This is a genomic window from Sphingobacterium sp. UBA7625 (assembly GCF_002484085.1).
Lineage (GTDB): Bacteria > Bacteroidota > Bacteroidia > Sphingobacteriales > Sphingobacteriaceae > Sphingobacterium > Sphingobacterium athyrii.
Genome location: NZ_DLJD01000058.1, coordinates 292,851 through 311,370 on the forward strand (window position 1 = coordinate 292,851; position 18,520 = coordinate 311,370).

At 45.9% G+C, this 18,520-nt stretch carries 11 protein-coding genes; all 11 read left to right on the top strand.

The genetic code is table 11. The features are described 5' to 3' along the window. The first annotated feature begins 33 nt into the window (after positions 1-33). The gene (locus B4G94_RS24980; protein WP_286862826.1) at positions 34-3,180 is read left to right on the top strand and encodes a SusC/RagA family TonB-linked outer membrane protein; all 3,147 of its coding nucleotides are present in this window, start codon (positions 34-36) and stop codon (positions 3,178-3,180) included. A gap of 18 nt (positions 3,181-3,198) precedes the next feature. Then, positions 3,199-4,776, top strand: a complete 1,578-nt coding sequence (locus B4G94_RS24985) for a RagB/SusD family nutrient uptake outer membrane protein (RefSeq protein WP_286862827.1) — start codon at positions 3,199-3,201, stop codon at positions 4,774-4,776. 8 nt (positions 4,777-4,784) lie between these two features. Further along, on the top strand, positions 4,785-5,852 hold the full coding sequence (locus B4G94_RS24990) for a cell shape determination protein CcmA (protein WP_286862828.1): 1,068 nt from the start codon (positions 4,785-4,787) through the stop codon (positions 5,850-5,852). Positions 5,853-5,947: 95 nt separating this feature from the next. Further along, positions 5,948-6,928 (top strand): glycoside hydrolase family 5 protein, encoded by a 981-nt coding sequence (locus B4G94_RS24995; protein ID WP_286862829.1) that lies wholly within the window; start codon positions 5,948-5,950, stop codon positions 6,926-6,928. A gap of 3 nt (positions 6,929-6,931) precedes the next feature. Beyond that, positions 6,932-8,044 (top strand): glycoside hydrolase family 26 protein, encoded by a 1,113-nt coding sequence (locus tag B4G94_RS25000; protein WP_286862830.1) that lies wholly within the window; start codon positions 6,932-6,934, stop codon positions 8,042-8,044. A 344-nt stretch (positions 8,045-8,388) separates the two neighbouring features. After that, a complete protein-coding gene (locus B4G94_RS25005; protein WP_286862831.1) occupies positions 8,389-10,443 on the top strand; it encodes a S41 family peptidase in 2,055 nt (684 codons plus the stop codon). A 19-nt stretch (positions 10,444-10,462) separates the two neighbouring features. Next, positions 10,463-11,590, top strand: coding sequence for a TlpA disulfide reductase family protein (locus tag B4G94_RS25010; protein WP_286862832.1), 1,128 nt, complete (start codon positions 10,463-10,465; stop codon positions 11,588-11,590). Between the two features lie 35 nt (positions 11,591-11,625). Continuing rightward, entirely contained in the window at positions 11,626-15,213 is a 3,588-nt protein-coding gene (locus B4G94_RS25015) for a SusC/RagA family TonB-linked outer membrane protein (protein WP_286862833.1), read from the top strand. Positions 15,214-15,223: 10 nt separating this feature from the next. Continuing rightward, the gene (locus B4G94_RS25020) at positions 15,224-16,642 is read left to right on the top strand and encodes a RagB/SusD family nutrient uptake outer membrane protein (protein WP_286862834.1); all 1,419 of its coding nucleotides are present in this window, start codon (positions 15,224-15,226) and stop codon (positions 16,640-16,642) included. Between the two features lie 5 nt (positions 16,643-16,647). Further along, complete coding sequence (locus B4G94_RS25025; RefSeq protein WP_286862835.1) at positions 16,648-17,505, top strand: hypothetical protein; 858 nt, start codon at positions 16,648-16,650, stop codon at positions 17,503-17,505. A 2-nt stretch (positions 17,506-17,507) separates the two neighbouring features. Continuing rightward, positions 17,508-18,428 carry an ABC transporter ATP-binding protein gene (locus tag B4G94_RS25030; RefSeq protein ID WP_313533097.1) on the top strand — a complete coding sequence of 307 codons (921 nt, stop codon included), beginning with the start codon at positions 17,508-17,510 and terminating at the stop codon, positions 18,426-18,428. Positions 18,429-18,520 lie beyond the last annotated feature (92 nt).

Consider the following 18,520-nt stretch of genomic DNA (forward strand, 5'->3'; position numbering starts at 1 on the left):
TATTTTATCAAAAATTTAAATAACCAATTTTATATGATCTCAAAGTTATTATCTAAGCCGATCGGTCTGGTCTGGCTTGTGAGTGCGCCTGCCTTGTTAACGGCGCAGGTTGCAAATAAAAAAGTGGATGGTATTGTCAAGAATGAGTCGGGCATGGTATTGTCCGGTGTGTCGGTCAAGGTAAAGGATAAGACGGCCACCGCTGTGACCGATCGTTTCGGGCATTATCAGATCAACGCCGCTCCTACAGACGTGCTGATATTCTCCTATGTCGGTATGCAGACATCCCAAGTACCCGTCGGAAATCAGGCATTGGTCAATGTCACCCTGACTACTGCTGCTACGCAGCTGGAAGATGTCGTCGTCGTGGGCTACGGTACCATGAGGCGTGCCGACGTCACCTCTTCGATCTCCTCCGTAAGTGCAGAGGCCATAAAGGACCTGCCTGTTGCAGGAGCTGATCAAATGCTGCAGGGGAAAGTCGCCGGGGTAAGTGTTTCGGCCAATGGTGGCCAGCCCGGTGGAGGAATATCCGTACGCGTAAGGGGACTGACTTCCATCAATGGAAACGAACCGCTCTATGTGATAGACGGTATTATCGTCCCTACCGGAAAAAGCACCATCGCACAGGATAAACTTGGCGGAATGGCCGGTTCCACCTCCCAAAGCGGAATTGCAGGGATTAACCCCAATGATATTGAAAAAATTGATATCCTCAAGGATGCTTCCGCACAAGCCATCTACGGTTCCCGTGGTGCCAATGGTGTAGTACTGATTACCACAAAACGCGGAAAAGCCGGCGAAGGAAAAGTAAGCTATGATATGTATTATGGTGAATCGAAAGTCCCTACCCGTCTTGATCTGATGAACTTAAGCCAGTTTGCACAGTATAACAATCAGGTCTTGCAGGAAATCAGTACCGTTACCGGAAATCCCTATGTGCCTATCGGCGAATACCAGCGTCCGGAAGTCCTGGGCGAAGGGACCAACTGGCAAGATGCCATCTTTCAGAAAGGCAAGATGCAAAATCATCAATTAAGTTTTTCGGGAGGAAGTGAAAAGACGACCTATTATTTGGGTTTAAATTACTTTAAACAGGACGGTACGATCATCAACTCCGGATTTGACAGGTTGTCCCTGCGGTTTAACCTTGACCACCAGATCAAAAGCTGGCTGAAGGTCGGTATCAGCAGCAGCACCGCCCGCACCAATCAAAAAACCACATTGACCAACGGATCTGATGCCATCGTCAACGTTGCCGCTTTCAATAGTCCAGCCGCCCCGATCTTTGGACTGAATGGCGATTTTGCACCACCGGTATCCATCGGAGGCTATGCCTTCGGGAACCCCGTAAATCCTGTCGCACTGGCGCAGTTGCGCCAAAATACAGGCGATCAGTTCAAGGCCTTTGGAAGTGTGTACGGAGAGCTGATTTTCACCAAGTTTTTAACCATGCGAAATGAGATCAACTACGACGTTACAAATGATAATAACATGTCTTTCCAGCCCTTCCTCTCCTCGGGCGGGACGACAATACTCGCTCCAAGTAAAATCGTCGAACAACGCAATCCCAGCTATTACTGGGCATTAAGGAATTACCTGAATTACAACCAATCCTTTGGTCAACATAACATCAATGCACAGATCGGACATGAAGCCCAGGCCTCCTATTATGACAATATATTGGCTTCACGGCAAAATCTGGCCCTGAATATACCCTCTATTGCAGCAGGTGAACAGGAAAACCAGGTCATCGAAGGAGGCAAAGGAGACTGGGCCATGGAGTCCTATTTCCTGCGGGCCGGTTACGCGTATGACAACCGCTACTCTGTCAACCTCTCCCTGAGACGTGACGGCTCCTCCAACTTTGGGCCAGACCGTAAGCTGGGCTACTTCCCTGCGGCCTCCGTGGGATGGACGGTTACAAATGAGCAATTTGCCAAAAATCTCAAGGTATTGAATTACCTGAAAGTACGGGCCGGAGTCGGAGCTGTGGGCAGTTCAAATGTCGGCGGGGCAAGCTATGCGACCAATATCCGTCTATTCGCTACCGGCCCCTTTGGCGCGGGCGGCGTACCCGACAATGTCGGCAACCCGGCACTCGGCTGGGAATCTGTCACCACCTACAACGGTGGATTTGATGCCGGTTTCCTCAATGGACGTCTGGATGTCACCTTCGATATCTATAAAAAGATCACCTCTGATATGCTTATGGCAACCCGACTGCCCAAATATACAGGCATAGGGACGGAATGGAATGATATCAAATCGCCCAATGTCAATGCAGGCCGGATGACAAATACCGGATTTGACATCGGCATATCTTCTACCAATATCAATAAAAATGGCTTCACTTGGAAAACAAACCTCGTGCTATCCCATTATAAAAATCGCCTAGACAAACTAAACAGCGACCAAGCTGACCTGATGCGTTATACGGAATATAGCAATGCCGTTATCCTGACCCGTACCGTTCCGGGCGGACCTATCGGCCGCTTTTATGGATTTATATCCGACGGGTTGTTTACCTCCGAAGATGAGCTGCACAACCATGCGAATCAAGGGCAAGCTATTGGGGCAAAAGGCTTATGGCTGGGGGATGTCAAATATCGCGATCTCGACGGCAATAATGTCATCAATGATGGCGACATGACCTATATAGGAGATCCTAATCCAAACTTTACATTCGGATTGACCAACTCATTCAAGTATAAAGGATTTGACTTATCTATTTTCCTACAGGGTTCTCAAGGTAATGATATCCTAAATTATACCAAGAGATCATTGGAAACACCGGTCAATGTATACTGGAATCAATTGCAGACCTCCTTGACAGATCGCTATTCAGAATTGTTCAATACCAATGGTACTGTACCCCGGTACAACCAGTGGCATCAGGATAATAAACGGGTGTCAAGCCGTTTTGTAGAAGATGGCTCATACCTACGGATCCAAAATATTACCCTCGGTTATAATTTGCCTACCGCCTGGATCAACAGAATCAAAATGCAGGCCGCCCGGATTTATGTTTCAGGACAGAATATCTACACCTTTACAAAATACAGCGGATACGATCCTGAATTGGGCTCTTACAACAATGACGCATTGATGCAGAATATTGACCTGGGCAATTATCCCAACCCGAGAACCTTTACGATCGGTGCTAATATAACTTTTTAAACCTTTGAACAAGACATTATGAAGACAAAACTGATATACACAATACTTGGCGGCCTATTGTTTTTGGGATCCTGTAAAAAAAGTTTTCTGGACAGGCCTTCACAGAATAATCCAACGCTGGATACCTATTATAATTCCGATGCCGAAGTAAGGGGTGCAACCGGCTATCTCTACAATACCGTATGGTATGATTACCAGGATAAAGCCTTCCATGCCATCGGCGAGGTGCTATCGGGCAATATGTACACCGGTGATCCCGTCTACAATACCTTCTTGAATTTTACGGTATCCGGAACCGACGAACAGGTGAGCCGTTCCTGGTATTCATTTTATAAAGTAGCAGGAAACGCCACGGTGCTGATCAATACCTTTGAAGAAAAAATGAGCAAAGGCGGTGATCCCTCCTATCTGACGCAAGGAATTGCGGAAGCAAAGTTTATCCGGGCGGTCGCTTATTTTTATCTAGCCCGAGTCTTTAAGGATGTTCCCATCGTCACCGACCCGGTCGCCATGGCCACCACGGGCAACTTTAATACACCACGGTATCTGCAAGCCGATGTCATTAAGTTTGCATTGGATGATATGGCTTTTGCGGAGGCAAACCTGAAAGATAACGATACCCCCGGACGAGTGACCAAGCTCTCGGCTACGGGTATGATGGCCAAAATGTATCTCTACTTAAAAGACTACGAAAATGCGCGAAAAAAGGCGGAAACCGTCATCAATGCCAAAAAATATAGCCTATATCCCGATTATGGGAAGATGTTTACCGATCAGACTGCCAATAACAATTCCGAGAGCCTCTTTGCCTTACAGTGGGCAGCCGCAGGCGGGTATGGTGTCGGCAATCCGATCCAGGCCTATGTAGGTCCCGAACCCTTATTGAAAGAAACCACAGGAGCCGGATGGTCCGCTATTATCCCGTCAATCGATCTATTGGACAGCTATGAAGTGGGCGACAAACGCAAAGGCTGGTCCATTATGGAGCAGGGATTTCATCGGGATGACTGGAAGAATTCTGCATTTCCCAATGGTTTTACCTACGACACAACATGGACAAGCTCCAATGACAATGCACGGAAGATAAAAACAGGTACCCGTTCCAACGCGCTGAAATACGTGGTCGGTCCGGGCGGCGGCGGTCAGGATGTCAATGGCACCTCCACGAGCATCTGTACCTACATCCTGCGCTATGCCGATGTATTACTGATCTATGCGGAAGCCGTATTGGCCGATCAGGCACAGAGCACAGATGCGAAAGCACTGGCTGCTGTCAATGAAATAAGACACCGTGCCGGACTGGGCACCTCACGCGATCTGACGGTATTGACCCCAGCGAATATTTTACATGAGCGACGGGTAGAATTTGCATTCGAGGGCGATTATTGGTTTGACATTCAACGCCAAGGATTCACGAAGGCCAAACAGCTGGTGGAAGCGCAGGAAAGAGGCACCTATAGTGCAGCGGGCAAGCCATTGGTGGATCATCTCAGCGTGACGCTCAGCAGTGAAGACAAGTTATATCTTCCGATCCCGACAACAGAGGTGGTCAACAATCCAGAGCTGGCCAAACCCGCCGTTCCTTATAAACCTTAATAATGATAATGAAAAAACTTATGAAGACCTTATATCACTACATCTGCATCCTTGCAATAGCATGCTTTGCATTTGTTTCCTGTAAAAAAGACGATAAGCTGTCCCCATCAGGAAATCCCCAAGCTGATCCATTGGAAGTGACATCCGGTGCTCCGGGTACGGTAATCGTACTGACCGGCCAGGGGCTTGCTGGCATGAAATCCATCATTTTTGAAACGGGAAATGTTCCTGCCGGCTTCAATCCAGCTTTTAACAATGACCATGCGCTGGTATTCCGTGTACCGGACACAGCCGCAGCAGGGCAACAGGACATCATCCTGACCAATATGTTGGACAAGCAATTGCGGGTTCCCTTCAATGTCACACCGTTACCTTCCGTTGCCACAGTTTCAGACTACAACTTTACCCCCGCGGTCACCCAGCTTACCCTGAGCGGCAACTATTTAAATGATGTAACGGAGGTGACGCTGACCGGTACGGATGCAAAGGCCACCATCGTGAGCAAAAGTCAACGTCAGCTGGTGTTGACCCTACCGCAGACAGAAGTCAGCAGAACAAAACTCGATATCAGAAGCGAAGCCGGAGAAATTACGACAACGCAGGAATTTGTCAACGTTAATCAGGCTTTCAGACTCTTTACGGATACCTATCAAAATGGTTTTGAAGGCTGGGGCTGGGGAGCCGTAACAATTAGTACGACGACCTTTAAGTCAGGAAATGCATCTTCAAAAATGGTTTACGGCAAAGGAAGCTGGTCTGCCAATGGCATGGCCAACTGGGGTGATGGCATGGCCAAGAATGCCGACCTAAAATTTCTTTCATTCTGGATTAAAGGCGGTTCGCAGGACTATACACTTTATCTTACCAGCGACGGGCGCGCTGCGGGCTTTGGAAATGCCGATAGATCCACCCCCATCCGTGTGCCGGCAGGCGTATGGACCTATGTCCGCCTGGATCTCGCGGATATCGGCCTCTGGAGCAAGGGCAATGCCTTCAAACAGCTCGGTCTATGGATCGAGGGACCAGATGCACAGGATGAAACGTTCTATTTAGACGACGTTATTTTCTTTAAATAGCAGGTCAAGATCATTATTGCAGCGGCATTTGCTTCCGATCAAATGCCGCTCAGTAAATTATCATCGATTATTCGATGAGTTAGCACCCCTTATAAATGATGAAGCATATAAAAATTTTTACGGTAGCGGTGATCCTATGCCTGCTCCATAACAGCGGAATTTCGCAGACCGCAGTACAAAGGCATGGTAGCCTCCGTATAAAACAAGGAAAAATAGTAGACCAACAGGACAAGATCGTCCAATTGCGCGGCATCAGTTTCTCCTGGAGTGTATGGGGCGGCAAAAAGTACTATACCCCAGCAGTCGTTGACCGGCTGGTCGACGATTTTAATGTCAACTTGATCCGTGTTGCACTAGCCGTAGAACCGGACGGTGGTTATCTGCAATCCCCTGAAGAACAATTCACACTGATCAAGAACGTTGTCGACCGGGCATTGCAGCGGGGCATCTATGTCCTGATAGACTGGCACGACCACCATGCCGACCGCAATATCAATCAGGCCAAAGCTTTCTTTACCCGGATGGCACAGCAGTATCCGGATCATCCACAGCTTATTTATGAGATCTGGAATGAACCCGAAAGAACGACCTGGCAAGTGGTCAAGTCCTATGCTGAGGAGCTGATACGCACGATCCGCAAGGACGCCAAAAACACTATTATTGTCGTCGGATCTCCGCATTGGGATCAAAATGTGGATAGCGTGGCCAAGGATCGGATTCTGGGCTTTAATAACATTGCGTATTCTTTTCATTTCTATGCCAGCGACCCCAATCATCAGGAGCAACTGAGAGACCGTGCACAGCAAGCAATCGATCAACAATTGCCGCTGTTCATTACCGAATGGGGCGTAGGAGAAGCCGATGGCAATGGCCAGTTTGACCTAAACAAAACGAAGATCTGGCTCGACTGGATGGAACACAATCAACTCAGCTGGGCAAACTGGAATCTGACGGATAAAGACGAAACAACCGCTCTGCTTAGACCGATGGCTCCCCTGCATGGCCGTTGGAAGAAACAACATCTTACCCCGGCGGGGCAATACATCAAGGCGCAATTGAGAACACTTAACCCCTAAAGCATGAGAATCTTCTTGTTTTTTAATTTACTCATGCTCGGGCTGCAGAGCTGGGGGCAGCAGCAACTGATCGATAAAGAGGCAACGCTACAAGCACAGGCGCTGTATAAAAACCTCAAAAGATGGGCAGGCAGTCATGTCTTGTTTGGCCAGCAGGATGCAACAGTCTACGGACATGGATGGCAGGGAGATAGAGACCGATCGGATGTAAAATCAGTCACCGGTTCGCATCCGGCTGTCATCGGCTTTGACTTTATGGGTTTTTCAGGTCAATCTCCCAAAGCCATTTCCGAAAACCAGCAGCTGCTCCTGCAACAGGTCAGCGACACCTACAACCGTGGTGGCATTACGACCATTTGCTGGCATATGAACAATCCGGTTTCCAATGATGGTTTTTACTGGAACGACTCCACATCCATAGCGGCGATGGCCGCCATAAAACCGGGCGGTACACATCACCGGCACTATAAAAAACTGCTGAAATCCATAGCGGCGTTTGCACATCGTGCCAAGGGACAGGACGGAGCAGCAATACCTATTATTTTTCGTCCTTTCCACGAATTTGACGGAGACTGGTTCTGGTGGGGAAAAAAATACACCTCGCGCGAAGATTTTATCGCCGTCTGGCGATTTACGGTAAGTTATCTCCGGGATCAATTGAAGGTACATAACTTTATTTATGCCTTTTCACCCGACTGTCAATTTAATTCCGAACAGGAATTTTTGGAACGTTATCCAGGCAATGACTGGGTAGATATCGTCGGAATGGATAATTACGCAGATTTTGGCCGCGATGGCCATTATGATCTACCGGCAGCAATCCATAAACTCAAAATCCTAAGTTTCTTTGCGGAAAAGAACGGTAAAATTGCCGCCTTAACAGAAACAGGTCTGGAATCCATTCCCAATCCGCAATGGTGGAGCGATGTATTGCTGAAAGTGCTAAAAACAGCAGGCGTTAACATGGCCTACGCATTGGTATGGCGCAATGATACGAATAGTCCTACACACTATTATGCCCCTTTTCCCGGACAGATCAGTGCGGCAGACTTCCTGAAATTTTACCAGGATCCATTTACCTTATTCGAAAAAGATCTAAAACAACCCGATCAATAAGTCCAATAAACAACATAAACAAAGAGGGGGATTTGCGCACCCCCTCTTTGTTTATGTATCGGCGTTTAACTGATTCACCAATTGTTGAACTATTCCTAATACGGTTCATTTCAGGTTTTACCCTTTTTATAATAGTAGAACCAATTGAAATAAAACTATACGTAGCTGAAGGCAGCTAAAGATTACCACATATTTAATTCTTTGCCCTCATTTTTACCTTGCTAACAATAGTTTAAAGAAAAGATAAAAAAAAAATCATACGGGATTCACCCTATTTAGACATTCGATTGCCTTATATATAAAGGGCCTTGTCTAGTTCAAGGTATACTAAGCAATGACTAACCATGATTCGAATTCCTAAATTTAATCTGAGAACGAAGGTTCTCGTCGCATTGTCCCTGTGGGCTTGTAGTACTAACGCTCTTGCTGACGCTGGCGGTGGTCTATTTGATGATGAACAGAAAAAGCTCATTCTCAAAACCACAATGTATTACATTAACCAAAAGCATATACAGCCGCCGGTACTGAACGATGAGTTTTCATCAAAAGTCTGGCAGAAATATTTTGATTATGTTGACGGAAGCCATAAAATTTTTCTTGCCGAGGACATTCAATCGCTTCAAAAATATAAGACAGCATTGGACGAGGCAATCCAGAATAATTCGGTCGATTTTTTTAGGGCTGCCGAATTGCTTTACAGCAAACGTATGCTTGCATTGCAGGCTATCTGTGATGATATCCTTGCCAAACCTTTTACATTTACAAAGCAAGAAGTGTTGAAGGAGGAGACCAGTTTTCCAACTTCGCTACAGGAACAAAAAGAACGGTGGCGCAAATCGCTTAAATTAAGTGTCCTCAAAAAATACCTGTCATTAAAAGAAAAAAATAAAGGGAAGAAAGATGCTGTACTGGAGACAGAGAGCCGCATGGCAGTAAGAAAATGGATGGCCGCATTTTTTGCCCGAATGACCAAACCAAAAGCCGCAGATATCAATTTCAGCTATTTTATCAATGCCATCCTCTTTCAGGTCGATCCGCATACGATCTATAATATCCCAGCGCAAACACAATTGAAGCAAGAGAATATCTCCAAGCGCTTTTTTGGCATCGGTATTTCGATGAAAGAAACCGATGGCGAATATGTTGTGGAGACACTCGCACCGGGGGGTGAGGCAGCCAATACAGGTCTATTACAGGTAGGAGACCATATTCTCCGCATCGAGAATGCCCAAGGGGAATTACAGGATGTCTTTGCGATGCCTGCGGATGATGTTGTCGGCTTGATACGGGGCGACAAAGGCAGCTATGTCCGGTTGCAGATCCGGAATCAAAAAGGTGAAGATCGCATCGTCAGCCTCAAGCGTACGGAACTCAAAGATGAAGCAAAATTGGCGCGAAGCGCACTTTTTGTTAAAGGGAATGAAAAAGTCGGAATCGTCTATCTCCCCGATTTTTACGATGATGTTGCTGATCCGAAGGGTGCGCATGCCGCGAATGACGTGATACAGCAGATTATACAGCTCAAGACCCGCGGGATGACCAGGCTAATCATTGATCTGCGCAATAATCCCGGCGGATCGCTCAATCAGGTCGTCGTACTTGCTGCGGCATTATTAGGCGACGGTCCCAAGGCGCAGCTGAAAGGAAGGACTGGCATCCAGATTATGCAGAGCAATATGGAACCGATATTCAGCGGACCACTGGCCGTCATGATCAATGAACGAAGTGCTTCGGCTTCCGAAATATTTGCAGCCGTGATCCAAGACTACAGACGCGGAGTCATTATCGGTGGGCCAACCTCCTATGGCAAGGGAACAGCACAGGATCAATGGCCAATCGGCAAGATGGGAGATTCCAGCAAAAATGTTCCGGCAGTAAGTTTAGGTTCCCTGACCCTCACCTCTTTTATGTTCTACCGGGCGACAGGTCAATCCACACAGCGCAGCGGTGTTATGCCAGATATTTTACTACCAAGTCCCACAGCCTATAGTAGTGAGCTGGAAAGAGATTATAATTCAGCATTGCCAAATGTGCCTATCCCTACAGCACAATATCAATATTCCAATACATTGTCTGCCGAACGGATTGCAGATCTCAAACAGCAGCTTCGCTATACATCCATTTTCCAAAAAATTGATAGCATTGCCAAATTGATCGCCAGGGAGGACAAAGCTCCGGTTGCCTTGGACACGAAGTCTTTTCTCGCACAACAAACGCGGAGGAAAATAAGAACTGATCAACTCAATACCTGGCTACAGATCGCAAAAAAAGAACAGGCTGAACTATTGCCCGAAGATAATCAGACCATTACTGCCGAAAAGTGGTACCGCGACTGGTTGAACGATACGCAAAAAGATGTCTATGTAGCACAGACCTGCGATTTACTCTATAAACTCTAATCTATCCAAACCCAAAAAAATGACCAGAAAAACGAAAAGAAACCTCCTGTGGACAGCCCTACTTATGTCCTTACCCGCTACACAGCTGTTGGCTCAGCAGCAACTAAAAATAAATGCCGAGTTGCCCGGATTGAAAGATGGCGATAAGGTCTATCTAATCGACTATGTTAAACAGCAGATGGATTCTACACGTGTTGAAAACCACAAGTTTGAATTTGTAGCCAAGGCCGATTCCAGTTCGCTTTACGTGGTGCAGGTTGGCCTGCAGCCGAAAGAAAATCAATATTTCTATATGGACATGGGAGCCGGTGAGCTGAAGGTGTCCGGAAAAGGCGATTCGTTTAAAGATGCAGCATTTACAGGGAGTCCCTTTGTTGCCAAGTGGAAGGAGCTGGATGCGTTCTTGCAGCAGCAATGTGGTGCGGGGATAAACCATATCGGTGAACTTACCCAGAAACTGGGGCAAGCACAGGCCGTGGGTGATGCACAAGCACTGGAGGATCTCCAAAAGCAATATCTTGCTTATATTGAAAAGAGTAAGGTCGCGGCCAAAGAGTGGATTGCCAAAAACCCCGATGAACCGATCAGTGCCTATGTGATCAATGCATTTCTATTTAACAAAATACCCTTGGAGGAAGTACAGGCATTGTTAAAAGGCCTTGGACCAAAAGCTCAAAAATCAAAATTGGCAGCCGCCATGTTGCGCGCCCAGGCACCCAAGATGACCAGCGCGCTGGTCAATCAGCAGGCACCTGATTTCACCTTGACTGACGCCGAAGGCAAACAGGTTAAGCTGTCGGATTTTAAAGGTAAGTATGTCCTACTGGATTTTTGGGCAAGCTGGTGCGCTCCTTGTCGCCGGGAAATGCCCTTTTTAAAGGCAGCATATGAAAAATACAATACCCAGAATTTTACGATCTTGAGCGTGTCGATGGATACAGAGACAGACAAATGGCGAAAAGCATTAAATGATGAAAAAATGCCTTGGACGCAGCTCCTGGATGACAGCAAACAGCAAACATCCACTTTATATAGTGTACAGTTTATCCCAACAAATTTTTTAATAGACCCTGCCGGAAAAGTGATTGCCTTTGGCCTTTATGGAGAAGAAGTCAGCAAACAGCTGGGTAGTATGCTGAAGAATTAACCCTAAACAGAATGAACTAACCTAAATCATGAGATATGAAAAAAAATCGCTTTCTCCGTTTTGTTTTAACGACTGCGGTATGGGTTTCCTTGGGGGGGACTGTTGCCTTTTCGCAGTCGTTAAATAATAAGACAGTGACGCTGTCGATCAAGCAGGCAAAACTCGGTAAGATCCTCAAGTCCATTCAGGAAAAGTCGGCGACACAGATTGTATATAATGGGCAACTGGTCGATAAGGTTGCCGCGCAGACGGTTGTCGCCAAAAATGAAAAACTGACCGATCTGTTGGACAGGATTCTCAGAGGAACCGGACTTAGCTATACGATTGAAAATAATGTGATCATTATTCAACCGGTCAGGCCGTCAACCGGTGGTGTCACACTTTCCATCAATACAACAGTTATTCAGTTTGCTGCGGCTCAGGGCAAGGTACAGTTGTCCAACGGACAGCCCAAGCCATTGGTGACGATCGTGAATAAAGAAACGGGTACACATACCCTGTCTGATGCCAACGGCAATTTTATAATCAATGCCAAGGAGGGCGACCATCTCCAATTTAGCCATGTGGGGTTCAAGCCCTATCAGGTGACTGTGCGTAATTTTAAGGAAATGAAAGTCACCCTGGAGGAGCAGGAATCGACTTTGGAGGAAGTGGTACTGACCGGATATCAGACGATCGAAAAAAAACTGTCCACCGGTTCTATTGTCACATTAAAAGGAAAGGATGTCGCTGAGCCAAATGTCCCCAACATAGCATCGATGCTACAGGGTAAAGTACCGGGATTGGCTATAGAGACTTTGTCCGGAAGCCCGAATTCCATTCCCCGCATGCGGATGCGGGGAACATCCACCCTGATCGGAAATGCCAATCCGATTTGGGTCGTGAATGGAATCGTGCGGGAAAACCCATCGGATATGAATCCTGACAATCCGATGGGGCTAAACCCCGATTTCCTCAATCAATTTCTTCGTTCGGGGACCACACTTGCGAGTGCTGACCTGATGGGAAATTCGATCGGCGGGATCAATATTAACGATGTAGAGAGCATCAGCTTTTTAAAAGATGCTGCTGCAACGGCTTTGTATGGTGTAAAGGCCGCCAATGGCGTGATCCTGATCACAACAAAAAAAGGAAAGGCCGGCCCTAGTATCTTAAACTACTCAACATCAATGGGTTTTGTACAAAAACCATCCTACAAACACCTCAATCTGATGAATTCCAAAGAGCGTGTACAGCTTTCACGGGAACTTATCAATGAAGGAACGCTATTTCAGGACATGCCGATAGACCTGGGCTACGAAAGCCAATATTTAAACCTGATCAATGGCCGTATCACGGAAGATGTATTCAATGAACGCGTGCGGCAGATGGAAACGGTAAATACCGACTGGTTCGATCTCCTGTTTCGTAATAGTTTCAATCAGTCTCATGCCGTTAATCTTTCCGGAGGTTCGGATAACACAACCTTTTACTCCTCGCTCAATTATAAAGATAACAAAGGGGCCGCCAAAAATGATACCCGTAAATCCTTTGGGGGATCATTATCAGTCAATTCAAAGCTCAATAAAAAATTAACTATTGGTTTTGAATTAATGGGCGACTACGCGAAAGCGGTCGGTTACAATCCACAGATTATTAACCCAATGACCTACGCATTGACAACGAGCAGAACAATCCCATCAGATCTGTTTTATGAAACCAAGATTCCTGTTTTTGGTAATCACCCCCCATTTTCTACAGCCCCGTTACATTTTAACGCTTTAAATGAGATCGATCAGTCGGGCAATATGACGAAAACCGTATTCTTAAATAGTGCGTTAAATCTGAGTTATAAAATCACCAATGACTTACAGCTGAGTTCGATATTGAGCGGGAATTTTAGTATGCAAAATTCCGAGCAGTATTCCACCGAGCGCAGCTTTGATGTGGCCAAGGTAAGAGGTTATGATTATGGATCTGTTGTACCGGGCGGGCAGGAGGAAACATTTTCAGCCTTGCCTTTTGGCGGTATTTTGGACCATCGAAATTCAAATCTGTACGGTTATTCATGGCGCAATACTTTGGTGTATAAACGCAGGCTCTTTAATGACCGTGATCAACTGGATATTACTTTGGGCCAAGAGCTAAATAGCACAAAGCGAGAAGGTTATAACCAATACCAATATGGCTACCTCAAAGATCGTGGTGAAGGTTTTGCACAGCTTGAAATTTATTATCCCTGGATGCTTCAGCGCAAGGAAAATAAAATAGATAATTTTCTTTCCGGTTTCGTCGCGGCCAGTTATGCCTTTAAAGAGAAGTACATTGTTAGTGGTAGCTTGCGCACAGATGCATCCAACCGCTTTGGCCAATACACCAATAGTAGATTTTTGCCCGCCTGGAGTGTATCGGGACGGTGGAATGTCTCGGATGAACCTTGGTTACAAAACAGTAAGATTATCGAGAACTTAAGCTTAAGTGGATCCTATGGCTGGCGGGGAAACGCAGTGCCAAGTGTTGGTCCGGATCTGATTATGGAGATCTCCCAAAACACGGGACCATTGAATCCCATTGCAAATGAATATCAGTTGACCATGCGATCGCTGGCCTATCCAGATTTGCGCTGGGAACGCTCAGTAGATAATAATCTCGCTATTAATTTTGGTCTATTCCGTTCATTAATCAACGTTAACGCACAATTCTATTCCAGAAAGACCCACGATGCGATAATCGACTTAAATGTCCCCTATGAATATGGTGTATCGTCCATGTATATCAATGGCGGGACACTGACAAATAAAGGAATGGATCTGAGTGTCTCCCTTAGGTTAATACGCAAACAAGATTGGACCTGGACGGTTTCCGGAAATACATCCAAGAATAAAAATAACCTGACAAAAGGAAGCGATATCACCACTTATTCCCTTCCAGATCATTTAAATGGACAAGCTAGGCTGCCCGGTCAGCCGCTTGGGACTTTCTATGTCTTCGACTTTAAAGGACTAGATCCGGAGAATGGAACACCACGGTATAACGTGATTGATGACGTTGAGGATCCAAAAAAACTTGGTATGTACGACTATCTGATCAAGGCAGGAACCAAGAACTATCCGTTTACCGGTGGGCTAAGTACAAACCTCAGGTATCGCAATTTGTCGCTATCCATGAATTTTACCTTCGGTCTGGGTGCACATAAACTACGAAATGCATTGTTTAATGGTCAGGATTTTCAATATGCACCTAAACCCGATCAAAATGCGCAACGATGGCTATTGGATCGCTGGCGGAAACCTGGCGATGAGCTGCATACCAATATCCCGCGTTTCGCCGACAGGCTGAGCGATCAGCGGATAGATGTCGGGGGCCGTATAATGAGTCGTTATATGATGTATGATTATTCAACCGTACAATTGTCAAAGGCTGATTATCTTAAATGCCGCGGACTTCAGCTTAATTATGTTTTACCACATTCAGTATTACAGCCGATGCATTTATCACAAGCTTCGGTGACTTTTAGCATGAGCAATGTCTTTACAATAGCGAGCAAGGAATGGAAGGGACAGGATCCCGAAATACTGGGTGTGGGTAGCAGTGCATTGCCCCAACTGCCTACCTATGATTTAAGTATTAACGTTTCATTTTAAAAATTAAGTTATGAAACATACTATAATATTATTTGCTGTCGGCTTATCTATGCTGGCAAGTTCATGTTCGAAGTTTTTGGAGGAATCCACACAATCCGAACTGGTACCACGTTCTGCCGAAACGCTCAATGAATATCTTCTGGGCGATGCCTATCCGAATACATTTGCCATAAATCCCTTGGACATGTACATGAATGATGATATCGGTATGATCGCCTATGTCACCACGACGTCAACCCATTCTGTATATACCTGGCAACCGGATATGGTTGAGACGGGGCAGGGAGCCTCAAGTAATCAATCCTCCTGGAAATCGCTCTATGCCGCTATTCAAGCCTGTAATACGACTTTGGATTACCTGCCGAAAGTAACGGGAACGGAGGCTTTCAAGAGTTATGTTGGCGGACAGGCACAGCTATTACGTGCATTCTATTATTTCAACCTGGTCAATATCTATGGATTGCCCTATAACGACAAACTAAGTGATCCTAAAACCAATTTAGGTGTCCCCATGTTGTTGTCGGGCGGAGTTGAAACCACATTGAAAACACGCAATTCTGTAGCGGATATATACAGCCAAATAGAAAAGGACCTGAACGAAGGGACTGCACTTATGGATCAAAGTAAGCAAGTGCATAGCAAATATCGATTTGGTAGTGCCGCTGCGCATCTTTTGGCGTCCCGTGTGTATCTCTATATGGAAAAATGGGACGAGGTGATCAAACATACCGACCCCTTGCTGAATGGGCCTTATCAGCTGATGGACCTGCGCGCTTGGGGACAAGTGAATCCACTGGAAAAACCTGTTATCAGTGCGAGTAACCCCGAAACGATCTGGGCATTTGGACTTAGAGGAGATGTGATCATGCAGGATACAGCCGCTTATCGCATGCCTATGGAGTTAAGAAATAGCTATAGCGAAGGCGACCTTCGCCATGGTGTCTATTGGGCTAATGGTGTAACCAAAAAATTGCACATTGGCGATTTTGGATTGAAAAGCGCACAGGCCTTTCGTCTTTCAGAGGCTTATCTTAATCGGGCAGAAGCATTGGCTCAATTGTATAAACAAGGAAACGCAGATGCGGGACAAAAATGCGTCAACTTGATCAATAGCTTGCGTGAAAAGAGGTTTCAGACCAACAAGTATACGCCCTGGAAGTTGGAACAAATTTCCAACGATATTTTGCAATATATACGAGACGAACGACGCCGGGAGCTCTTCAGTGAAGGGGGCCGATGGTTTGATTTACGTCGTTATGGAATGCCCCGCATTCAACATACATTTTTTACCTCGACGGCACAAAATGAAAATTACATCTTAGAGGAGCGAGATCCGAGTTATGTTCAGCCTATACCGCTACGGGTCATTGATTTGAATCCCAAGATAATTCAAAATCCATTATCCCCCATTCGTCAACCTAAAAATTAACTATCATGCGAAACAAAATTAGATTACTTTTCGTCAGTCTTGTGGTTGTAATGATGTCAGGATCTTGCAAAAAAGAGCTGCTGAAAGCTGATGATTCCCAGCCAATGTATACCTTGCCACAAGGTGATCATGCTTTTGACCAATATATTGTAGATTTTCATCAGAAATATGGAACCTACATTTTATATCAATTTAATGACGTCGATTTCCGCTGGGACTTTACCCACAATATTCCCTTTGTGGGTACAGCAGGGGATCCAGAACGTGTAGCTGCCAGCTTAACATTTCTGAAAGATGAGTTCTTTGGTTTCTATGCTGAGGATCTTTTCACAAAAATGGTTCCCTATAAAATTATGCTGTGCAAGCAAATTACTCCTTTGGAACCTTCCTCCGAGGTACCCTTAGCGGGATTGGCAGATGCGGTCTGGTCGCAGAGCCACATTGCATTTGGGCATGTTGACAAGCGATGGGATGGCTTTTCAGAACAACAGAAAAAACAGGCCAAAGGAGCGATTCACGGTGCCTTCTGGGCTGCCGCTTGCGCAGGAAACAAAATCCAGATCGCTCCCGATTTTATTAAAGGAATTCCCTACTCCTATTTGAACCAAAACAATTATAAAATGTATGGGGTTTTTGCGGTGCCCACTACCCCATATAAAGACTTATATGAGTATATATCTCGTATCACAAGCCATACCAAAGCTGAATTAGCAGAGAAATTTTTCAATACACAATTTGACCCCACGGGCGTATATCAAAGAAAGTACAATGATTTGATTTCCTTCTACAAAATCAACTATAAAATCGACCTGCAAGCTATTGGAGATGCCAAGCTGCATGAATTACTAAAGAAAAATAACTGAACATGAGTATTTTAAAAGTGAGCCATTTGTCACATAAATATGCGTTGAACTGGGCCATACGTGATATCAATATAGAAGTCAACCAAACGGGGATTGTCGGACTGCTGGGATCGAATGGTGCCGGCAAGTCCACGACCATGAACATTATCTGCGGAGCACTGAACCAGACCGAGGGTACAGTGTTGATCAATGGGATCGACCTGCGGGCAGAGCCACTCCTTGCCAAACAGCAGATCGGGTTTCTGCCGCAGATCCTGCCTTTGTATACCGACCTGACCGTAGATGAATACCTGCGTTATACCGCAGAATTGCGTTTGATGAAATCCAGCGAGATTACTTCGGCTGTTGGAGAGGTGAAAGAAAAATGCCAGATCAGTCATTTTAGCAACCGTCTGATCAAAAATCTTTCCGGAGGGTACAAACAGCGTGTCGGTATCGCGCAATCCATTATCCACAAACCCAGCCTGGTCGTGATGGATGAGCCTACAAACGGACTGGATCCCAATCAATTGATCGAAGTACGTAAGTTGATCCGCGAAATTGCACAGGACCGCACGGTATTGCTTTCCTCGCACGTGATGAGTGAGATTCATGCCCTGTGCCGGGATGTTATCATGATTGAAGGCGGGCGGGTCATCTTTTCGGATACCATGGATGCCTTTAATAATTACCTGCAGCCACAGAGCCTGTTGATCCACTTGGAAAACCCGCCTGTATCCGGCGCACTACAAGCCGTTGATGGCGTGACCAAAATAGACTTCCTGAGCGAAAAACAGGTACGTGTTTTCTTTGACCAGGGCGAGGATATCGCCGAACGCCTCGTTGCTGCCAGTGTGGAACAGGGTTGGCGACTGAGGGAGATCAGCATGGAAAAAGGTGTACTGGAGGATGTGTTCAAGCAGCTCTCGAGCCAAGCGAATTAATTGGGAAAATTTAATACACAATAATTGCCTGTTAATTGAAATACCCCTTGGTTGAAAAGCACAGCCATGACATGAAAATAAGCCGGGTATTC

What these genes read in the sequence shown, in the direction of transcription:
- B4G94_RS24980 (WP_286862826.1), top strand. Translation starts at nt 34, where the DNA reads ATGATCTCAAAGTTATTATCTAAGCCGATCGGTCTGGTCTGGCTTGTG.
- B4G94_RS24985 (WP_286862827.1), top strand. Translation starts at nt 3,199, where the DNA reads ATGAAGACAAAACTGATATACACAATACTTGGCGGCCTATTGTTTTTG.
- B4G94_RS24990 (WP_286862828.1), top strand. Translation starts at nt 4,785, where the DNA reads ATGAAAAAACTTATGAAGACCTTATATCACTACATCTGCATCCTTGCA.
- B4G94_RS24995 (WP_286862829.1), top strand. Translation starts at nt 5,948, where the DNA reads ATGATGAAGCATATAAAAATTTTTACGGTAGCGGTGATCCTATGCCTG.
- B4G94_RS25000 (WP_286862830.1), top strand. Translation starts at nt 6,932, where the DNA reads ATGAGAATCTTCTTGTTTTTTAATTTACTCATGCTCGGGCTGCAGAGC.
- B4G94_RS25005 (WP_286862831.1), top strand. Translation starts at nt 8,389, where the DNA reads ATGATTCGAATTCCTAAATTTAATCTGAGAACGAAGGTTCTCGTCGCA.
- B4G94_RS25010 (WP_286862832.1), top strand. Translation starts at nt 10,463, where the DNA reads ATGACCAGAAAAACGAAAAGAAACCTCCTGTGGACAGCCCTACTTATG.
- B4G94_RS25015 (WP_286862833.1), top strand. Translation starts at nt 11,626, where the DNA reads ATGAAAAAAAATCGCTTTCTCCGTTTTGTTTTAACGACTGCGGTATGG.
- B4G94_RS25020 (WP_286862834.1), top strand. Translation starts at nt 15,224, where the DNA reads ATGAAACATACTATAATATTATTTGCTGTCGGCTTATCTATGCTGGCA.
- B4G94_RS25025 (WP_286862835.1), top strand. Translation starts at nt 16,648, where the DNA reads ATGCGAAACAAAATTAGATTACTTTTCGTCAGTCTTGTGGTTGTAATG.
- B4G94_RS25030 (WP_313533097.1), top strand. Translation starts at nt 17,508, where the DNA reads ATGAGTATTTTAAAAGTGAGCCATTTGTCACATAAATATGCGTTGAAC.